The organism is Acidaminococcus sp. BV3L6 (assembly GCF_000468835.1).
GTDB classification, from domain to species: domain Bacteria; phylum Bacillota; class Negativicutes; order Acidaminococcales; family Acidaminococcaceae; genus Acidaminococcus; species Acidaminococcus intestini.
The window spans coordinates 54,251-74,407 of sequence record NZ_AWUR01000034.1; the positions used below are offsets into that span (position 1 = coordinate 54,251).

Sequence of the window (20,157 nt, forward strand, 5' to 3'; positions counted from 1 at the left end):
TCCTCCATTCACTCATAAGGAAGGAAAGATCCAGTAAAGGGCCCCTAGGGCAAAAAGCCAAAGGAGAAGATAAATGGGATCTCCCGCCATCCAGATAAAGGATACATAGAAAAGGCCAAGGATAAGGCCTATAGAAGCAAAATAAAAGAGAAACAGCAGGCGGCGTTTCCTATGAACGGCTTCTTTCATTTCCCAAAGGGCCCGAAACAAGCCATAGCCGCCCATAAGAAGGGCCGCCTCAAAAGCACCGCTATCCGCGTCAAGCTGGTTAAGGAAAAGGGCCGTTCCCAAAAAAAGGGGAAAAAGGACAGAAGGCCCCCGCTGGATCAAGTCCCTTCTTTCAAAAAAAAGAAGATGGACGCCCCACAGGATATAAAAAAGAACCCAAAAAACGGCATGAGGAAGGGCCAAAGGATAGCTGTGAGGGGAGACAAAAAGTGCCGTAAGGAGCATGACAAGGACCCTTTCAAGGATTGCGGGAGCGCCTTGCCTTTTTTCCAGGGCTAACTGGTAAGCGTCGAGGGCACCAAGAAGGAGACTGCCCCAAAGCACCCAAGGTTCTTCGAGAAAAAAGAGCAGCAGGGCAGCGGCCGCCAGAAAGGCCGCGCCCTTTTTGCGGCTGTGCGCCCAGCCCCTATGAAGTCCACAGATCCACCGGTTCATAGGGCCCCCTTGCCAAGCTGCGTCAGAAATTGGAGGCTCTTTAGCGGCCGGTCCGTTTGGAATGTCAGGAACCGATAGAGGATCTTTTCCACTTCCATCAATTCCTTTCCCCGCACCGTAAACGGTTCGGGGACCTTAAAATCAAGGGTCAGGAGATGCTGCACAAGCGCCTTGGCCTTTACCGTAAGGGGCAGATCATGGTCCAAGGCACAGTCCCTGCACAGGAAGCCGCCCTGGACAGGACTGAAATAACCGTCTTCTTCCATGGGTTTTCCGCAGGTTGTACAATAGTCAAGAACCGGATCGAAGCCGCAAAGGGCCAGAAGTTTAAAGAGGGTGCTGTCCGTCACGAGCCGTTTATTATGGTTTGGAAAGAGGGTAAAAGCCTGACAAATAAGGAAAAAGGCCTCTTCCAGCGGTTCTTCCTCTTCAAACAGCTGCATCACGGCCTCGGCTATGATGGCACCGTAAGCCATGCCTTCAATATCCATGACATGGGGCAGGTTCAAAAATTCACACCCACGCAGGGTTGCCACCTTACGGCCCGGCATGAGGGTCACGCGCAGCTGGGCAAAAGGCTGGACAATCCGACCGCTCGTACTCTTGGGATAGGCTGCCCCGTAGGCGATGAAAGGTACTTTCCCATGGTGACGACAAAAGCAGACTGCGTACTTATCCGCAGTCTGCCAATTCCTTACTTCCAATATGACCGCTTCATCCTGAAAGGCTTCACTCGTCATGGACTGTCTCTTCCTTTTTGTCTTTCTTCAGAGGGATGACACGGACCCGAAGGACACGGAATCCGGATGAATCGAGCACTTCAAAACGATTGCCCCGCTCATCGACGGAATCTCCCACAACGGGCTGACGGCCGATGAGGCCAAAGACGTAACCGCCAATGGTATCTTCCTCAGGATCATCAAACTGGATGCCCATCGTCTCCGAGACTTCGTCCAAAAGGACCAAGCCGTCAAACACATAGGACCCATCGGGCATCTTGTTGATTTCCGGCATTTCCGTATCGTGCTCATCTTGGATGTCACCAACGATTTCCTCCAAGAGGTCTTCCATGGTGACAAGGCCCGCTGTTCCGCCATATTCATCGGCAACGGCCACCATCTGGACATGTTTGTGCTGCATGAGCTGAAGGATCTTCACAATGGACATACTTTCAGGCACCACGTCAATTTCCCGCATAATGGACTTAAGATCTGCGTGGGGATCATGTTGGTCAAGGTTCATCAGTTCCCGGATATGGATCATCCCCAGGATATGGTCGCGGTCTTCTTCACAAAGCGGATAACGGGTGTGACCGGAATCATGGACAACCTTCAGGTTTTCTTCCAAGGAATCTTCCACAAACAGGCAGATCATATCCTGCCGGGGAACCATGACCTCCCGGGCAACTCGGTCGGCAAAATCAAAGACATTATCAATCAGGCGGCTTTCTACGGGATCGATTTCCCCGCCTTTTTCGCTGTCACTGACCATCCGCCGAATATCATCTTCTGAGCGGCTCATATCAGGATCATAGGGCTGAATGCCCATGAAGCGATAAAGGCTGCGGCCCACATGCCAAAAAAGATAAGCAAAAGGATATACAATCGGTTTCAATATGCGTCCAAGCGCAGGACCCGCGTCGATAAGTCATCTCTCCTTTTTTCCAAGGACTGTGGTCCTTCGGCAAAGCGCCATCCTCGAACCACAGCACCACTTCAACGAATCACAGTGTGCCATTTTTGGGCACTTTTGGGCTGTCAATGTTAATTTTCATTATACAATAGGTGCCGCGGCATGGTCAATATGCCCTATGATCGGAACTCAGCCCAAGCTGTCGGAGTTCGGTTTCCTTTTCCCGCCATTTGGGACGCACCTTGACCCAGATTTCAAGATAAACCTGACTGCCGACAAGATCTTCGATATCCTTGCGGGCTTCCGCGCTGATCTGTTTCAGCATCTGTCCCTTGCGACCAATGAGAATTCCTTTTTGGGAATCCCGTTCCACATAGATATCGGCCCGCACATAAACCATCCCATTATCACGGGTCTTCATTTCGTTTACCTTGACGGCAACGGCATGGGGCACTTCATCATGGGTGAGGCGCAGGATCTTTTCCCTGATGATTTCGCTTACCATGACCCGTTCCGTCTGATCCGTGTAAAGGTCTTCCGGATAAAAGCTAGGGCCTTCCGGTATGAGGCCTGTCAGTTCCTCGATAAGGGGCGTGAAATCCCTATCTTCCAAGGCAGATAGGGTCATGATGCCGTGGAAGGGATAGGCCTTTTGAAAAGCGTCAATACGCGGCAGAAGGTTTTCTTTCAGGTTGATGAGATCCACCTTGTTAAGGACAAGGATGACCGGGACCTGAACCTTTTTGAGCCGTTCCAGGATATAGGCCTCCCCTTTTCCCCGTTTTTCTGTGGCGTCAACGACATAGAGCACGGCGTCAACGTCCTTTAAGGAATCCTCGGCGGCTTTGACCATATGCTCCCCCAATTTATCCTTAGGTTTGTGGAGGCCTGGCGTATCAAGGAAAATAAGCTGGGCCTTTTCCGTCGATAAAATGCAAAGAATGCGATTGCGCGTCGTTTGAGGACGGTCTGATACGATGGCCGCCTTTTCCCCGATCAGTTTGTCAATGAGGGTCGACTTGCCTGCATTGGGGCGTCCAATAACGGCGATATAACCGGCCCGATGTTCTTGCTGCTGTACTTGCATGATGCTTATTCCTTTTCTTTTAGAGTAAAGCCGTAAGGCAGGAGTTCTTCAAGGCTCACACACTGGCTGAGCCCCTTGAGGTTTGTCAGTTCAATATGGGAAATCCCAAATTCAGCCATGACCTGGCGGCAGGCTCCGCAGGGAGACACAGGTCCTTCCGTATCAGCCGTCACAAGCAGGGTTTCAAAATCGCGTACGCCTTCTTTGACGGCTGCAAAGATAGCATTTCGTTCGGCGCAGACCGTCAGTCCGTAAGATGCATTTTCGATATTGCAGCCCGTAAAAACGCGGCCGTCCTTCGCCCTGACTGCCGCTCCCACGGCAAAGTGGGAATACGGGACATAGGCGTTTTTCCGTGCCGCTTTGGCCGCTTCAAAAAGGATCAGGTCCATCGTCAGCCTCCAAAATTTTCCTCGGCAAGGTCAAGCCTGCGCAGGACTTCTTCCTCCCGTTTGCGCATAATAAGCTTGTCCTTTTCTTCCATGTGATCGTATCCCAGGAGGTGGAGCATCCCATGAACGGCTAAATAGGTCATCTCCCGTTCGAGTCCGTGACCGTATTCCTCACCTTGGCGGACTGCTGTCGGAGCGGAAATGATGACATCACCCAATAGATGTTCAATCTCGTCATCGTCCACTTCCGGTTCCTCTTCCCCTTCGTCAAGGGCAAAGGAAAGCACATCCGTCGGCCGGTCAATGCCGCGGTAAGTGCGGTTGAGTTCATGGATTGCAGCGTCATCGACAAGGGTAATATCCACTTCTGTCTGCGGGGACAGGGCCTCCAGTTCCGCAACGACATTCATGGCTTTGGTCAGGTCCGCTTCCAGCGCTTCAGGAATGGAGACCTTTTCCTGGTTATTTTCGAGTGTGACGATCATAGCCGTCCCTTCCTTTCTTTTTAGCATTATCGTATTTTTTGTACGCCCGGATGATGGCCGCCACGATTTCATGCCGGATGACATCGCCGTCCGTAAAGTGAACAATGCCAATGCCAGGGATTCCCTGGAGAACATAGGCGGCATTGGTGAGCCCGGACTCCTTGCCCGGCGGCAAGTCCACCTGGGAATCATCCCCTGTCACAACAAGCTTGGAGCCAAAGCCAAAACGGGTAAGGGCCATGCGCATCTGCTCAGCCGTCGTATTTTGGGCCTCATCGATGATGATGAAGGCATCGCTCAACGTCCGTCCGCGCATATAGGCAAGGGGCGCCACTTCAATGGTTCCCCGGGTCAAATACTTCTGGAAGGATTCCATGCCGAGCATCTCGTAAAGGGCGTCATAAAGGGGCCGCAGGTATGGATCCACCTTTTCCTGCAGGTCCCCGGGCAAAAAGCCCAGTTTTTCCCCTGCTTCCACAGCCGGCCGCGTGAGGATGATTCGCTCCACTTCGTGGTTCTTAAGGGCCTTGACCGCCATAGCCACGGCAAGGTAGGTCTTGCCCGTTCCCGCCGGTCCTAACGCAATGGTCATTTGATTTTCCCCAATGGTCTTGAGGTACTGCCATTGGCCCAGGGTCTTGGCCTTGACCTGTTTTCCCCGGTAGGTCGTAATGACCGTATCCGTATAAAGCTGATGCAGGGCCTCTTCCTTGCCGTCACGAACCAGCTTCAGCGTGTATGTCACATCATGGGTCGTAATGGGCAGCCCTTGGCGATAGAGATAGAGCAGTTCCGAAAAGGCTCGTTCCATCCGCCTGAGCGCCGCTTCCGTCCCGGTAAGGAGCAGTTCATTGCCCCGGGGGATAATCCGGCACTCCGGATCATCCATCAGTTTCAGGTATTCATCATTTTTCCCCAGGACAGCCACCATTTCCCGATTGTCCTTAAAAATCAGCTTCTTTTCCAGCGTTTCTGGCAACCCGATTTCCTCCTTAGCCTTTTACAATCTTGATTTTCTTGATAACAACGGGCGTCACTGGCCGGTCATTGGCGTCCGTTTTAACCTTACCAATCTTTTGGACTACATCAAGTCCTTTGACGACGCGGCCAAAGACAGCATGATGATCATCCAGCCAGGGCGTCTTCTCCAGGGTAATGAAAAACTGGCTTCCACCTGTATCAGGGCCAGCATTTGCCATGGACAGGATGCCCGGTCCATCGTGACGCAGATTCTTTGAAAATTCATCTTTGATGGTATAGCCCGGTCCGCCCGTTCCATCGCCTTTGGGATCGCCGCCTTGGATCATGAAGCCGTCAATGACGCGGTGGAAAGTGAGTCCATCATAGAAACCAGATTCCGCAAGCTTTACAAAATTGGCACAGGTCTTGGGTGCCCCTTCTACGGCAAGGCGGACCTCAAAATTGCCGAGACTGGTCTCAAATTGGGCTGTGACAGGGCCCTTTAGGGCCGGTGCGTCCGTTCCAGCCGCTTTGCCGCTTTTGCCGCAGGCAGCCGTGAAAAGTGCCGTAATGACGGCAATCAGTAAGAACAGCTTTTTCATGGTCAATCTCCTTTACCAAAAAAAGGACCCGTGGGTCCCACTATGAAAGTCTTCGTCTTCCTTATTATATCTGTTTAAGGCAAAAAAATAAACATCACCGCCCCTTATGTCCAAATCCTTTTCCCCTGGAAAAAATAAAAAAAGAGTTGACAAGACTCTTTCCTTTGGGTATACTAATATTCGTCTCGGAACTATAGCTCAGATGGTTAGAGTACCACGTTGACATCGTGGGGGTCACTGGTTCGAATCCAGTTAGTTCCACCACTTTAAAGATGAAGCCGCTCCTTGGGGGGCGGTTTTTTTATCTTTTTTCTGAATTTCTTCTTGCTCCGTTCTGTCATACCTGCTATAATATCCGCATCACATTCAAATAAAGCAGTGCAGGACTGACGGATAAGTGGAATTGACCACGTGCTCTGCATTGTGTAACTTGCCGACCGTCTGGGCAGAGAAAAGCAGCCCGGACGGTCCTTTTTCATCCCGGCCTTTTCCTCTGCAGCCTTATGCTGCAGATTGGTCCGGGCCTTTTCTCTTTCTAGGGGAAGTTTTCCCAGAAAGGAAGCAACATGAGAAACCGCTCACTGATTGCACTGTCCGCCGTAGGCATTCACCTCTCCATTGGGAGCGTCTATGCTTTCAGCGTCCTTGTCCGCCCCATCATGGAAACCTTGGGGGCTTCTATGGGGGATGTCACTTGGACCTTTTCCCTTGCCATCTTGTTTCTTGGCATGTCAGCCGCACTCTTGGGGCGCTTTGTAGAAAAAATAGGCCCCCAAAAAAGTGGCCTCATGGCCGCCTTTTTCTTCGGAACGGGCCTTTTGGGTACGGCGTATGCCCTTTCCATCAGAAGCCTTTCCCTCCTCTATCTCTTTTATGGGTGCATTGGCGGCATTGGTCTTGGCACAGGCTACATCACACCCGTATCAACCTTGGTGAAATATTTTCCCCACCACCGCGGTTTTGCAACAGGTCTTGCCATCATGGGCTTTGGTTTTGCCGCTCTCATTGCAGCTCCCCTCATGCAGCAACTCACCCGCACGGTGGGCCTTACCCGCACCTTCTGCCTCATGGCAGGTGCCTACTCGGTCATCATGGTCCTTTGTGCCCTCTACCTCAAACCGCCCGTCCTGAAAAAGGAACATGACGCTGATTCCCAGTCCCTTACGGGAAAGACTGCATCAGAAGCCATGCATACCTGGCAGTTCCAAAGCCTCTGGTGGGTCTTTTTCATCAATATTACCTGCGGCATCGGCCTGCTTGCCGTCTTAAGTCCCATGGCCCAGGACGTGATTGGCATGTCAGCTCAGGAAGCAGCCGCTTTTGTGGGCATTATTGGCATCATGAACGGCGGCGGACGCATCCTTTGGTCCACCATTTCTGACCGGCTGAGCCGCCCTGTAACATACATTCTCTTTTTTGCCCTTGAGATCCTGGCTTTCTTCGCCCTCAGTGCCACCACCTCTTCCTTTGTCTTTAAAGGTCTTGTGCTCTTTATCATCAGTGCCTATGGCGGCGGCTTTTCCTGCATGCCGGCCTATTTGAGCGACCTTTTCGGCACCAAACAGCTAAGTGCCATTCACGGCCGCATCCTTTCTGCCTGGGCAATGGCAGGCATTGCCGGTCCAACTCTCATCTCCTTTTTCTATAAGCAGACAGGCACCTATGCATCGGTGCTCATTTTCTTTGCCGTTCTCTTCATCCCGAATCTCATCATAGCCATCCAGCTCAAGGGTAAAGGGTTTGAACAGAAAGAAGTCCCCGCCCTCGACTCCCTGGAAACAAAATGAAGGCATGAAAAAAGCAGCCCTGAAAAGGCTGCTTTTTTTATGGGCTGGATGGGGCTTTAGGCGGAAAGGATGGCGTCCAGCCGCTCTGCCATGTGGATGACCAGCCCATCACAATTGACCTTCTTTGTCACGCCTTCCTGAGCGGCTTTCATAAGCAGTTCCGTGCAGGCCGTGGTCCCGTGGTCACGGGAAAAATCCTGGAGCAGGGCCATGGCCTTTTCCTGGGGGATCCCTGCAAGGGACAAGATCATAAGGCCGGCGCTCACCACACCGCACGTACCGCCGTGCATCATACCGCCGCCATAGTTTGCGCCCATGGCAAAGGCCCGCTCGTCACTGACGCCGAGGACATCGGAAAAAGCGACAAAAAGGGATTGGGCACAATTATAATGAATGGGTTCATCGCTTTCGCGAAGCATTTTGGCTTTTACAACGTGATTCATGGATCACTCCTCCTTTGTACAGGCCCCATTATACCCTATTTGGGTATCAATTGAATAGAGGGCTGGGGCAAAAGGTGATATAATAAGGACCATCTAAAGAAAGGAAGACATCCTATGGCTGAAAAAACCATTCATATTCCCTACGGAAAAGGCGAGGCCACGCTGACGCTTCCTCAAGAGCGGATTGGTTCCATCCTTGTGCCGCGGCACCATGCCGCCCTTTCCATAGACGATGCCGTGACGGCCTGTCTGCGTCACCCCACTGCTTCTCCCCCCCTGCGTGAGATGGTAAAAAAAGGAGCCTCCGTAGTCATTGTAACGGCGGATATTACCCGTGCCTGGAACCATTCACGGGATTTCATGCGGCCCCTGATCAACGAACTCAATGAGGCAGGCATCCCCGATGAGGATATTTCCATCGTTTTTGCCCAAGGCACGCACCGAGCCCAGACCCCTGATGAGGACATAGCTGTCGTCGGAGAAGAAGTCGCCCGCCGGATCCGCCTTTACCAGCACGACTGTCACGACCGGGAAAACCTTGTCCTTGTGGGGACCACGTCGCATGGAACCCCAGTTGAACTCAATCGCCGTGTTGTCGAAGCGGATTTCGTCATCGTGGCCGGAGGGATCATGCCTCACCTGTTTGCAGGCTTTGGCGGCGGACGAAAAATGATCCTTCCCGGCGTTGCCAGTTGGGAAACAATCCAGAAAAACCACGCCCTCGCCCTTTCAGATACCCCGGGGGAAGGCATCAATCCCCTTACGGAGGGCCGGTCCTTGACGCACAATCCCGTCCATCAGGATATGCTGGAAGGCATGGAATTCTGCCGGCCTGATTTCCTGCTGCACTCCCTCATCAATGAACGGGGCGAGGTCTGCGGATTTGTCAGCGGCGATCCTTACGAGGCCTGGCTTGAAGGGACGCAGGAGGTGCTCAGCAATGACGCGGTTTCCTTTACCCAAAAAGCAGACCTGACCATTGCTGGTGCCGGCGGGTATCCCAAGGACCTTTCCCTCTACCAAGGCTGCAAATGCTATGAGCCAGCCCGGGACGTAACCAAAAAGGGTGGAATCATCATTGCCCTAATCGAATCACCGGACATCAAGGAACCACAAATCTTCTGGGACAGTTTCCGCTACAACAGCCGCCTTTCTATGGAAAAGGCCCTGCGGCAGCATTTTACCATTCCCTTTTTTGTCGCTTATTTTCTCTACACCCTGGCAGAGGACTATACCCTTTACCTTGTGACCAAGAAAGAAAACTTTGAAGCTGTCCGCCGCATCCACCAGATTCCCACAAGGACGCTGGAAGAAGCCTATGAAAAAGCCAAAGCCCAGCTCCTTTCAGAAGGAAAGACAGACTTTACGGTCAATATCATTCCCAACTGCGGCACGGTCATTCCCCTTGAACGCTGACAAAAAATCCCTTCCGGATGACCTGGAGGGATTTTCTTCATTCATAATGGTTCAGGATATTGCGGACCCGTTCCTTCTTGCTCTTGGGGACCTTGTTTTCATAGTTGCGGAAATTGTTTTCCCGGTGGTCCGTTGAATAATCCGCATAATCAATTTCAAAATGGGATTCATAGCTCCGATTATAGTCACCGTGCCCATCATCACATTGATAGATCAGTTGCTCCATAGGACCCTCTTCTTTCCATAAATCAATTTCTCTGCTATTCTATCACAGCCAGCCGCCTTGAGAAAGAGAAATTTCTAAGTAAAAATCGTCTGAATTCTCTAGAAATCAAGATAAAAAAAAGGTACAATAAAGGAAGTACCCTACAGAGGAGTGATTCCCGTGAAAATTGTAACCATGTTAAATGACGGGCAGGAGCAAGTCGGCATCCTGTCTGAAGACGGTAAATCTGTCATTCCCGCCAACAAGTATGCCGATATGCCCGACCTCATGGCTCACAGCGATTTCGAGGAACTGCTTGCCATCAGCCGCATGGGAGTTGCCGCCGTCCCCATAGAAAGGGTCAAGATCCTGGCACCCATTACGGAACCGGCCAATGACATCATCTGCCTGGGAATCAACTATGCCTCCCACGATGAGGAATTGCCGCAGGAATACACGGAAGAAAAGATCCAGAAGCGGGACGTGCCCGTCTACTTTTCCAAACGGGTCACGCGCTGCGTCGATCCTGATGGAGCCATCGACGGTCATTTCGATATCGTCAGCAAACTTGATTACGAATGTGAACTTGCCGTCATCATCGGAAAGGACTGCAAAGATGTAAGCGAGAAAGAAGCCCCGGACTATATCTTTGGCTATACCATCCTGAATGATGTCACGGCCCGGGATGTCCAAACGGCCCACAAGCAGTGGTACTTTGGAAAAAGCTTGGACCACTTTGCGCCCATGGGACCTGTCATCGTTACGGCAGAAGAGTTTGCCTTCCCGCCGCAGCTCACCATTACATGCCGCGTAAATGGTGAGCTGCGGCAACAGGACAATACAAAGAACCTCGTTCACAGCATTGCCTACATCATCAGTGAACTCTCCCACGGAATGACCCTGCGCTGCGGCACCATTATTTCCACGGGTACACCAGCCGGCACAGGCGTCGGCATGAACCCGCCCCAGTATCTAAAGCGCGGCGACGTCGTCGAATGTGAGATCGAAGGCATCGGCGTCTTAAGAAATACCGTCAAATAGCGGTCCAGCAAGAACAACCGTCACGCTAAAGACATGAAAAAGCTGTCACCTTTTTTTGGTGACAGCTTTTTTCGTTCCCCTCATTCGGCTTTTTTCCAAATGGATTCGGCTTTTTTGATGTTTTCCCGAATAGCCGTGCAGCACGTCTTGAATTCCTTTTTCTCCGTGTCCGTGAGAGAAAGTTCAACAACCTTTTCCACGCCATTTTCACCAACCACGGCAGGTACACCTGCAAAGATACCGTCTTCGCCATATTCACCGCGAAGGGGCGCGCTCGTTGCCATGATATGCTTTTCATCGCGCAGGACGTATCCGGCAAGGGTCGTTGCCGTATACGCAATGCCGTATTCCGTGCAGCCCTTGCCCACGTAGGTCACCCAGCCGCCTTTGATGGTCTTTTCCTTGATGGCATCATGATCAAAAACGAAACGGGAATCATCTTTCAGTTCTTCAAGGCGTTTGCCGCCGAACTGGATGACGGACCAAGGCACCATCTGCGCGTTGCCGTGTTCGCCCATCATGTAGGCCGTAATGGATTTATGGTCAAGGCCGGTCTGCTGGGAAATGGCACTTACCAGTCGCGACGTGTCAAGACCCGTCCCCGTCCCAAAAACATGGCCCGCAGGCAGACCGCTCAATTTGGAAATGAGATCGGACACCACATCACAGGGATTGGTGATGTTGATGAAGATTCCCTTGAAGCCCCCCTTCATGATCTTGGGAATGAAGTCAGCAACTTGAGCCACCGTAAAGTTCATTTCCGTATCCCGGTTATGGGTAACCAACAGATCAATTTTCCCAATGGCATTGATGATGATATCGCAGTCGCCCAGTTCTTCATAGGAAGCCATGGCATACTTGACATGATGGGGCATGAACATGGCCGCATCCATGAGATCCTGATGCTCACTGACAAGCTTCTTTTCATTGATATCACAAAGTTTGACAAGGTCAGCCGTTCCCGTGACCCCTAACGTATAGGCAACATGGGCACCAACGTGGCCCAGACCAACAACACCTACGATTCGTTTCTTCGGCATGCTACCACTCTCCTTCTTCTTACAAGTATATTCTATTGTATCCTCTCTGTGCAAAAAAGCAACCTTTGTCCTCATTTTATTTTGTATAATGAATCATTTTCGCTAAATTTTCCACATAAGTCTCTTTATTCTGAACCATATACAATCCTTTTTATTCCTTAAGTACGTAATAAACAGTACATTTTGTATTTATACACCTAAAAAATTTATGAACAATTACCAGTTATTTTCACACCTTATTGATAAAAAGATAACATTTCTATATTTTTATTGTTGATTTAAAAAATAAGCGTTTCATCTCATAGGATTTTTTATTTTTTCGTCTGCAAAAGTAAAATTTCTTTCAATTCCTATTTCCCTCAATGTACGTTTTCACGAATACGTCCATTCTAAAAAGACTTTATCGCCATATTTTGTGTTCTTTTTTGTAACTTCATAACAGAATAGCTGTATTTTACCACTTATTTTTAAAATTTATGTTGACAATTTTGTATACAAGTGATAAATTATGGCTCTGTAAACACTCATCACCCCCTCAATCCCAGCATTCATGCGGGACTTGAAATTTTTGGAAAGGAAGTGGCTATGATGAATGGATTAACCTTGGTTTGTATTGCAATCGTCATCTTTGCGTTTGCCTACCTGTTCTACGGCCGTTGGCTCGTCAAGACCTGGGGCATCGAGCCCGATGCCAAGACGCCCGCCTATCGCTTTGAAGATGGCCGCGACTTTGCGCCGGCTTCCCGGTTTACGGTCTTTGCCCATCAGTTTTCTTCAATTACGGGCGCAGGCCCTGTCACGGGCCCGATTATTGCCGCTATGTTTGGTTGGGTTCCTGCATTCTTATGGATTATTGTAGGCGGCATTTTCTTCGGCGCTGTCCAGGACTTTACGGCCCTTTATGCTTCAGTCCGCAACGACGGCAAGAGCATGGGCAAGATCATTGAACAGTACGTTGGCAAGACGGGCTGCAAGATGTTCCTCCTGTTCAGCTGGCTCTTCTCCCTCCTTGTCATCGCTGCCTTTTCCGACATCATGGCAAGCACGTTCAATGGCTTTTCCAAGACGGGCGAACTCTTGGGACCAAATGCAGCTGCTGGCTCCATTTCCACCCTCTACGTTTTTGTCGCCATGGTGTTTGGCTGGGCCGTTCGCCGCTTTCATATCGGCGGCGTCAAAGAAGTGATTCTGGCCCTCATCTGCATGGTTGCCATGATTGCTGTAGGGATTGCCAATCCGTTTTTTGCCTCCCGCACCAGCTGGCTCTATGCAACCTATGCCTATTGCTTCATTGCTTCTGTCCTTCCCATGTGGCTCCTTATCCAGCCTCGTGATTATCTGAGTGTCTTCCTACTCCTTGGCATGATCCTGGCAGGCGTTGTCGGTATTCTTGTCGGTAACCCCACCATCAATATGCCGGCTTTTAAAGGCTTTACGGTAGCAAACAGGCCCCTTTTCCCCATCCTTTTTGTAACCATCGCCTGCGGTGCCGTTTCCGGCTTCCACAGCCTGGTTTCTTCCGGTACTTCTTCCAAGACCATTTCCAATGAAAAGGATATGCTTCCTGTTGGCTATGGCGCTATGCTCATTGAATCCGTCCTGGGGGTTGTTTCCCTCGTCATTGCCTGCTCCGTTGCAGTCAACGGAGCCCTGCCGAAAGCAACGCCCTTTGCCATCTTCGGGTCTGCCATCGGCCGTTATTTCTCTATCTTCGGGATTCCGCCCTATGTCAGCAACTGCATCGTGACCATGTGCATCTCCGCCCTTGCCATGACGACCATCGACGCTGTCACCCGCATCGGCCGCATGATGCTCCAGGAACTGCTGAGCGAATATGACAGCAATGCTGCGAAATTCCTTTCCAATACCTATGTGGCAACGATTGTTACCTTGATCCCGAGCTACCTGCTCTGCCTCGGCGGATACCTCAATATTTGGCCGCTCTTTGGGGCTGCCAATCAGCTGCTTTCCGCACTGGTCCTCATTGCCCTTGCTGTCTTCCTGCGTACGACAGGCCGCAAGAGCTGGATGCTCTACATCCCCATGACCTTCATGTTCGTTGTCACCATGAGTGCCCTCTGCCTGTCCCTTTACGGGATCTATGGCAAACTCATGGCCGGCACCTTCGTCCTTATGGTCGATGGCCTGCAGCTTGTCGTTGCCCTTGCCCTCATGTTCCTTGCCCTGATGGTTGTCAAACACTGCGGAAAAGAGCTTGTGGGTGATACGGCAAAAAGTCAAACGGCACAATAAAAAAAGAAGGAGGCTGCGCCTTCCTTTACAGCAAAAGACCTAGATCCCGCGGACCTAGGTCTTTTTCTTCCTTGTGAAATTAACCTTGCTGCGTCTTGAGGCGCCAGAGTGCATCCAACACTTTTTCCGTAAGTTCACAATCATCTACGGCTCGGTGATGGTTGCCCGCAATGCCAAAATGCTTGCAAAGGGCTTCCAGACTGTAGTGGGACAGGCCCGGCACAACGGTTTTGGCAAGCTTCTTCGTATCAAGATAGGGGTTATTCAAATGTTCCCCTGTTTCCCGGTAAATCCGGTCATAAAGGAAGTTGATGTCAAAATTGACATTGTGCCCTACCAAGGTATAGCCACCTAAAAAATCCCGCAGCCGCGGCAGGATCTCCCTAAAGGTCGGTGCCCCAACAAGGTCGCTGTCCGTAATACTCGTCAGGTTCGTAATAAAAGGTGACAGGCTCTGGTACGGTTCCGGGGTCAGGAAGGTCTGGAAACGACCTGAAACGGCCCCATTGCGTACGTGGATAGCCCCAATTTCTATGATGGCACTGCGTGCCACGTCAAGGCCCGTCGTTTCAATATCAATGACCACGTAGGACAGGGGACGCACCAAGGTAAGCTTTCCCTTGCGGCGTTTTTCTTCCAGTTCTGCATCCCGCGGTGCCGGATTATCAAATAAGGAAAGGGAATAAGGTTCCATAGGAATCCTCCTTTCAAGTATCATTGTCAGCATCCAAATCTTGGATGTTCTATTATATAGCATTTTGATAGGAAAGTAACGAGTTTTTGCAAAATTTCACAAAAGCACCTATAATGGTAAAAATTCATTCTTACGGAGGTGACCCTACTTGGCAATCGTGCCTCTTTTGTTTTCCCAGCTATCCTCCCTGCTCCTTATTGCCATCATCGGCTACGCGGCCGTCAAGAAAGGCATCATGAAAGCGTCCGAGTGCAAGCCCATTTCAACGCTCCTCATTTATGTTATCATCCCCTCGTCCATCATCAAGGCCCTGCAGCTTCCCTTATCGGAAGAAAAAGTCCATGGTTTTGGCATTGCCGTCATTTTTGCCATTGCAGTCCATCTTTTCTGGCTGGTTCTCACCACCTTCTTAGGCAAGGCAACGAGTCTTGATGGTACGGCGCGGGCCTCCTTGATGTACACCAATTCAGGAAACCTCATCTTTCCCCTGGTGGCCTCCGTTTTTGGTGAAGAATACGTCTTTTATGCCTGCATGTACAATGCCGTCCAACAATTTTTTATCTGGACCCACGGCATGGTCCTCATGAGCGGGGAACGCCGTGTCACCCTTCGGCAAGTGCTTCTTAACATCAACATCCTTTCCGTGGCCATTGGCATGACCCTCTTTTTCTTTCAAATCATACTGCCGCCGATCATCCAAAACACCATGGGCATGCTGGCCAGCATGATTGGCCCCTTGAGCATGCTCGTAACGGGCATGGTCATGGCTGAAAAGGACCTGTCCGGCCTTTTTCATTCAGCCAAGGTATGGCTCATCTGTATAGGCCGGCTTTTCCTTTTTCCTTTTTTTGTCACCCTCCTTGTCCTGGCAACAGGCTTCTTGAAGGCCCATCCAGAAGAACTCTTTTTGTTCCAGATTGGAATGCTGGCTGTCTGCGCCCCTCCGGCAACACTGCTGACCCAATTTGCCGTCATGTTTAGGAAGGACGCCTTCCTTGCTGGCAGTGTCAACCTCATCAGTATGGTCCTGTGCGTCATCACCATGCCGCTCATGATTGCCCTCTTCACTTATTTAGCCGGCTGAATCCAATAAGAAAAGCTGCGGAGAAAGAGCTCTTCTTTCTCCGCAGCTTTTTTATCGGGCTTATTGCATGTCCTTATTTTCCAGGAGCCGCCGGAAGGCAGCTTCATCAAGGATGGTGACACCCAAGGACTGGGCTTTGGTATATTTGCTGCCTGGATCGGCCCCTGCGACAACATAGTCCGTCTTCTTGCTGACAGAACTTGTCACCTTGGCGCCCACTTCCTGAGCCATGGTCTGGGCCGTTGCCCGGTCGAGGGTGGGCAGGGTTCCAGTAAAGACCATGGTCTTCCCGTAGAAGGGATGATTCTCATTGGAAGCAGCCGTCCCCAGCATCTTCATATTAAGGCCCAATTCCTTCAGCCGTTCTATGTAATCCTGGTTTCCTGGATCGCCAAAATAGGTCACGACACTTTCGGCAATGACCGGTCCAATATCAGGGATCTGTGCCAATTCTTCCTGTGTTGCCTCCATCAGGGCATCCATGGTCTGGTATTTCATGGCAAGGGTCCGGGCCACCTTGGCCCCAACGTGGCGGATCCCGAGGGCAAAAAGGAGCTTATCCAGACTGTTTTCCTTACTGGCAGCAATGGCCCGGACAAGGTTATTGGCGGACTTTGCGCCCATGCGGTCAAGTTCCATGAGGTCATCTGCCGTAACAAGATAAAGGTCGCTCGGGTCCTTCACCAGATTCCTTTCCTGGAGCTGGAGCAGGACAGCAGGGCCGCAGCCATCGATGTTCATGGCGTCACGGCTGGTAAAATGGATGAGGCCTTCCCTGCCCAAGGCGGGACAGTGGGGATTGGTGCAGCGCACAGCGGCTTCTCCATTTTTTCGGACAACCGGCCAGCCACACTCCGGACATTCCGCAGGCATATGGAAAACCTTTTCCTCACCGGTCCGTTTTTCCACGGCGACACGCAGGACTTCTGGAATGATTTCCGCGGCTTTATTGATAATGACCCGATCACCGATGCGAATATCCTTTTCCGCAATGAAGTCTTCATTATGAAGCGTAGCACGGCTGATGGTGCTCCCCGAAAGCTTTACGGGATCAAGGACAGCCGTCGGTGTAAGGACGCCCGTCCGGCCCACTTGGATAACAATATCCCGCAGCGTCGTTTCCGCTTGTTCGGGCGGGAATTTATAGGCCATGGCCCAGCGGGGATCCTTTCCCGTGGCCCCGAGGATGTTCTGCTGCCATACGGCGTTGACCTTGACGACGACACCGTCCGTGTCATAGCCAAGGCTCTTGCGGCGCTCACCGTGACGAGCAATGAGTGCGTTAGCCTCTTCAATGGTCGCAACCTTGGTCCGTCCTTCTGTCGTTGTAAACCCATAGGCCTCGAGGCGATCCATGGAATCATTATGCGTATCAAGGGCGCCCGTGCCAATGCCATAGGCAAAAAATGCCAGTGAACGCCTAGCCGTGACACGGGGATCGAGCTGACGCAAGGAACCGGCAGCGGCATTCCGGGGATTGGCAAATTCCGTCTCCCCTTTTTCCACCCGTTCCTCATTCAGCTTCAAAAAGGCATGACGGGGCATATAGACTTCTCCCCGCACATCAAGGAGTTCCGGTATGGGAACGCCAGGAAGCGAGGATAGGACCTTAGGGATATTTTTGATGGTCCGCACATTTTCCGTCACATTTTCGCCGACCATGCCGTCGCCTCGCGTCGCCGCTCGGACAAAGCGACCATTTTCATAGATGATGCTGCAGGCAAGACCGTCGATTTTCGGTTCCACCACATATTCTACCTTGGCGTCCTTAGGAAGGCCTTCATGGACCCGGCGGTCAAATTCCTTCATTTCTTCCGGTGAAAAGGCATTGGCTAAACTTAACAGCGGCGTAATGTGATGCACTTCCGTAAACCCAGGTTTCGCGTAGCCGCCGACATGCTGGGTCGGGGAATCCGGCGTCACAAGTTCAGGATATTCCGCCTCAATAGCCCGCAGTTGGCGCATAAGGCTGTCATATTCCGCATCAGTGATGGTGGGCATATCTTCCACATAATAAAGGTAGGAGTTGCGTTCCAATTCCTTGCGAAGGGCTTGGGCCTTTAGCAAAGCCTCTTGTTTTGTCATGATCGTCATGAGATTCGCCTCTTATACTTTCTGGATGACTTTGTATTTCGTTGAAAGGGCCTTGATGCCCGTACCGGGGAAGGCCACTTTGACAATCTGCCCATCAGCGTCGGGTTGGGCCGAGATGACCGTCCCCACGCCCCATGCCTTATGACGGACTTTATCGCCAGCCTTGAAGACTTCCAGCTTTCCATCCGGCACATATTCGGAGCGCCTGTCGCGCCGGTCAAGGATGCTTGCGCCGCGTCTTCTGGCAATGCTGCGAAGCCCTGACCCTTCTTCCTGCGGCCGATTTTCCCATGCCGCGCGCTGCGCCCCGCTCCTATCCTGCTGGCCGACAAGGGCCGTTTCAATAAGATGGCGGGGGATTTCTTCAAGGAAGCGGCTCGGCGGGAACATGACCGTCCGGCCGTACATCATGCGGCTCCGGCAGCTTGTAAGGAATAGTTTTTTCTTGGCCCGCGTAATCCCAACATAGCAAAGACGCCGTTCTTCCTCAAGCTTATCCGTGTCGTCAAGGGAGCGCTGACTCGGAAAAAGACCCTCTTCCATGCCGGCCATGAAGACAACAGGGAATTCAAGTCCCTTGGCCGAGTGGAGCGTCATCAGCGTCACGGCATCGCGGCTGAGTTTGGCATCATCGATATCGGAAACAAGGGCCACATGGTTCAGGAAATCCTCCAAGGTCTTTTCCTCCTCGTTTTCATCTTCCTGGAACTCCATGGCAATGCGCTTTAATTCGTCAAGGTTATCCATGCGGCCCCGAGCCTGTTCCGAGCCTTCCAGGAGCAAAGCATCCCAGTACCCGGTCTTTTCGAGGATATCCGTCATGAGCTGCTCCACAGGGACCGTATCAGTTTCCTTGCGAAGGCTTTCTAGAAGGGTACTGAAAGCGGTCACCTTAAGGAGACTCCGACCAAGGAGTTCACCAGCAGAAGGTGCCTTGAGGGCTTCATGCAGCGACAGTCCCGTTTCATTAAGGAGCATCTTGAGTTTTTCCACTGTCGCACTGCCAATGCCCCGTTTCGGTTCGTTGATGACCCGTTCCAAGGCCTGCTCGTCACGGCCATTTACAAGGAGACGCAAATAAGCAAGCAGGTCCTTGACTTCCTTGCGGTCATAGAATTTCAAGGAGCCAACCATGATATAAGGAAGGCCATTTTTGATGAGGGTTTCTTCAAACATGCGGGACTGGGCATTGGTCCGGTAAAGGACCGCCATATCGCCCAGATGGAAATGAGCTTCGTCGCGCAGACGCCGCATATTATGGACCGTAAATTCCGCTTCATTACGGTCGTTGAAAGCCTGAAAATAGGTGATCGGTTTCCCGTTCCCATTTTCCGTCCAAAGGTTCTTGGGCCGGCGGGCACTGTTATGTTCAATGACCGCATTGGCCGCGTCAAGGATAACCTGGGTAGAACGGTAATTCTGCTCGAGTTTATAGATCTTGGCATCGGGATAATCTTTTTCAAAATCAAGGATATTGCTGATATCCGCGCCGCGCCACCCATAGATGCTCTGGTCAATATCGCCGACGGCACAAAGGTTGTTTTCCGGGGCACTGATGAGTTTGGCCAGAAGATACTGCACATGGTTCGTATCCTGGTATTCATCGATCATGACATACTGGAACTTATGCTGGTATTTTTCCCGCACGTCCCTGTCATGTTGCAGCAGGTCCACGGAAAGGAGCAGGAGGTCGTCAAAATCAACGGCGTTGTTCTGACGCATGCGCTTTTCGTATTCAAGATAGATCTCGGCCACTTTCTTGGCATGGAAGTCATCGGCCTTCCTGGCAAAAGCGGCACTGGAAAGCTGTGCATTCTTGGCATTTGAAATGACCGACATCACCGCGCTCAAGGGGTAGAACTTTTCATCCATCTTGAGATCCTTCAAGATGCCCTTCAGGACATTCTTGCAGTCCGTCGTATCATAAATGGAAAAGCCTGTCCCATAGCCGTAGTGGGACAGATGCTTGATTTCCCGGCGCAGGAGCTGGTTGCAGAAACCGTGGAACGTATAGAGCCAGACATCTTTGGCAAGGGGACCAACAAGCTTATCCACGCGTTCGCGCATTTCCTTGGCCGCTTTGTTCGTAAATGTAATGGCAAGGATGCTGTAAGGAGGGACCCCTTTTTCCAAAAGATAGGCAATCCGTGTCGTCAGGGCCTTTGTCTTGCCGCTTCCGGCACCCGCCAAAATTAAAATAGGCCCAGCCACATGTTTGACGGCTTCAACCTGCTGAGTATTGAGCGATGATAATAAATCTTCCATTTTTTCCTCACAAT

At 51.3% G+C, this 20,157-nt stretch carries 19 protein-coding genes, 1 tRNA gene and 1 riboswitch; of the genes, 6 read left to right on the plus strand and 14 right to left on the minus strand.

Annotated elements, in window-relative coordinates; genetic code table 11:
- Positions 1-12: 12 nt before the first annotated feature.
- The 8 genes from HMPREF1246_RS06520 to HMPREF1246_RS06555 all read right to left on the minus strand — a co-directional run bounded on the left by HMPREF1246_RS06520 (position 13) and on the right by HMPREF1246_RS06555 (position 5,821).
- Positions 13-663, minus strand: a complete 651-nt coding sequence (locus HMPREF1246_RS06520) for a hypothetical protein (RefSeq protein WP_021737044.1) — start codon at positions 661-663, stop codon at positions 13-15.
- A complete protein-coding gene (gene recO / locus HMPREF1246_RS06525; RefSeq protein ID WP_021737041.1) occupies positions 660-1,403 on the minus strand; it encodes a DNA repair protein RecO in 744 nt (247 codons plus the stop codon). The genes HMPREF1246_RS06520 and recO overlap by 4 nt, the downstream gene beginning before the upstream one ends.
- Positions 1,393-2,277 (minus strand): hemolysin family protein, encoded by an 885-nt coding sequence (locus HMPREF1246_RS06530; RefSeq protein WP_009014855.1) that lies wholly within the window; start codon positions 2,275-2,277, stop codon positions 1,393-1,395. Before HMPREF1246_RS06530 ends, recO begins: the two co-directional genes overlap by 11 nt.
- A gap of 184 nt (positions 2,278-2,461) precedes the next feature.
- Positions 2,462-3,382: a GTPase Era gene (gene era, locus HMPREF1246_RS06535; protein WP_021737009.1), complete on the minus strand. Its 921-nt coding sequence runs from the start codon at positions 3,380-3,382 to the stop codon at positions 2,462-2,464.
- Between the two features lie 5 nt (positions 3,383-3,387).
- Positions 3,388-3,774, minus strand: coding sequence for a cytidine deaminase (locus HMPREF1246_RS06540; protein ID WP_009014857.1), 387 nt, complete (start codon positions 3,772-3,774; stop codon positions 3,388-3,390).
- A gap of 2 nt (positions 3,775-3,776) precedes the next feature.
- Positions 3,777-4,259 carry an rRNA maturation RNase YbeY gene (gene ybeY / locus HMPREF1246_RS06545; RefSeq protein WP_009014858.1) on the minus strand — a complete coding sequence of 161 codons (483 nt, stop codon included), beginning with the start codon at positions 4,257-4,259 and terminating at the stop codon, positions 3,777-3,779.
- Positions 4,237-5,238, minus strand: a complete 1,002-nt coding sequence (locus tag HMPREF1246_RS06550; protein ID WP_009014859.1) for a PhoH family protein — start codon at positions 5,236-5,238, stop codon at positions 4,237-4,239. The genes ybeY and HMPREF1246_RS06550 overlap by 23 nt, the downstream gene beginning before the upstream one ends.
- Positions 5,239-5,251: 13 nt before the next feature.
- Positions 5,252-5,821: a peptidylprolyl isomerase gene (locus tag HMPREF1246_RS06555; RefSeq protein WP_009014860.1), complete on the minus strand. Its 570-nt coding sequence runs from the start codon at positions 5,819-5,821 to the stop codon at positions 5,252-5,254.
- Between the two features lie 187 nt (positions 5,822-6,008).
- Between HMPREF1246_RS06555 and HMPREF1246_RS06560 the strand changes: the two genes are divergently transcribed.
- Positions 6,009-6,085: transfer RNA gene (locus HMPREF1246_RS06560), tRNA-Val, on the plus strand.
- Positions 6,086-6,193: 108 nt separating this feature from the next.
- A riboswitch (ZMP/ZTP riboswitch) is annotated at positions 6,194-6,275 on the plus strand.
- A 112-nt stretch (positions 6,276-6,387) separates the two neighbouring features.
- Entirely contained in the window at positions 6,388-7,608 is a 1,221-nt protein-coding gene (locus HMPREF1246_RS06565) for an OFA family MFS transporter (protein ID WP_021737039.1), read from the plus strand.
- A 56-nt stretch (positions 7,609-7,664) separates the two neighbouring features.
- Here the strand turns inward: HMPREF1246_RS06565 and HMPREF1246_RS06570 are convergent, their stop codons facing one another.
- The gene (locus HMPREF1246_RS06570; protein ID WP_009014865.1) at positions 7,665-8,051 is read right to left on the minus strand and encodes a C-GCAxxG-C-C family protein; all 387 of its coding nucleotides are present in this window, start codon (positions 8,049-8,051) and stop codon (positions 7,665-7,667) included.
- A 114-nt stretch (positions 8,052-8,165) separates the two neighbouring features.
- Here HMPREF1246_RS06570 and larA point away from each other — a divergent pair, with 114 nt between their 5' ends.
- Positions 8,166-9,467 (plus strand): nickel-dependent lactate racemase, encoded by a 1,302-nt coding sequence (gene larA, locus HMPREF1246_RS06575; protein ID WP_021737027.1) that lies wholly within the window; start codon positions 8,166-8,168, stop codon positions 9,465-9,467.
- Positions 9,468-9,504: 37 nt separating this feature from the next.
- On the opposite strand, the gene HMPREF1246_RS06580 is transcribed toward larA, so the two are convergent.
- Positions 9,505-9,693 (minus strand): hypothetical protein, encoded by a 189-nt coding sequence (locus HMPREF1246_RS06580; protein ID WP_009014867.1) that lies wholly within the window; start codon positions 9,691-9,693, stop codon positions 9,505-9,507.
- 159 nt (positions 9,694-9,852) lie between these two features.
- Here HMPREF1246_RS06580 and HMPREF1246_RS06585 point away from each other — a divergent pair, with 159 nt between their 5' ends.
- Positions 9,853-10,713 (plus strand): fumarylacetoacetate hydrolase family protein, encoded by an 861-nt coding sequence (locus tag HMPREF1246_RS06585; protein ID WP_021737035.1) that lies wholly within the window; start codon positions 9,853-9,855, stop codon positions 10,711-10,713.
- An 80-nt stretch (positions 10,714-10,793) separates the two neighbouring features.
- Here the strand turns inward: HMPREF1246_RS06585 and HMPREF1246_RS06590 are convergent, their stop codons facing one another.
- Positions 10,794-11,753: a lactate dehydrogenase gene (locus HMPREF1246_RS06590; RefSeq protein WP_014128184.1), complete on the minus strand. Its 960-nt coding sequence runs from the start codon at positions 11,751-11,753 to the stop codon at positions 10,794-10,796.
- Between the two features lie 588 nt (positions 11,754-12,341).
- Between HMPREF1246_RS06590 and HMPREF1246_RS06595 the strand changes: the two genes are divergently transcribed.
- On the plus strand, positions 12,342-14,006 hold the full coding sequence (locus tag HMPREF1246_RS06595; protein ID WP_016459714.1) for a carbon starvation protein A: 1,665 nt from the start codon (positions 12,342-12,344) through the stop codon (positions 14,004-14,006).
- A 79-nt stretch (positions 14,007-14,085) separates the two neighbouring features.
- Here HMPREF1246_RS06595 and HMPREF1246_RS06600 read toward each other — a convergent pair whose 3' ends face one another.
- The gene (locus HMPREF1246_RS06600) at positions 14,086-14,700 is read right to left on the minus strand and encodes a PolC-type DNA polymerase III (protein ID WP_021737060.1); all 615 of its coding nucleotides are present in this window, start codon (positions 14,698-14,700) and stop codon (positions 14,086-14,088) included.
- A gap of 157 nt (positions 14,701-14,857) precedes the next feature.
- Here HMPREF1246_RS06600 and HMPREF1246_RS06605 point away from each other — a divergent pair, with 157 nt between their 5' ends.
- Entirely contained in the window at positions 14,858-15,784 is a 927-nt protein-coding gene (locus tag HMPREF1246_RS06605; protein WP_014128181.1) for an AEC family transporter, read from the plus strand.
- Positions 15,785-15,844: 60 nt separating this feature from the next.
- On the opposite strand, the gene ligA is transcribed toward HMPREF1246_RS06605, so the two are convergent.
- The gene (ligA, locus tag HMPREF1246_RS06610) at positions 15,845-17,878 is read right to left on the minus strand and encodes an NAD-dependent DNA ligase LigA (protein ID WP_021737047.1); all 2,034 of its coding nucleotides are present in this window, start codon (positions 17,876-17,878) and stop codon (positions 15,845-15,847) included.
- Between the two features lie 12 nt (positions 17,879-17,890).
- A complete protein-coding gene (gene pcrA / locus HMPREF1246_RS06615) occupies positions 17,891-20,143 on the minus strand; it encodes a DNA helicase PcrA (protein ID WP_021737037.1) in 2,253 nt (750 codons plus the stop codon).
- Between the last annotated feature and the right edge of the window lie 14 nt (positions 20,144-20,157).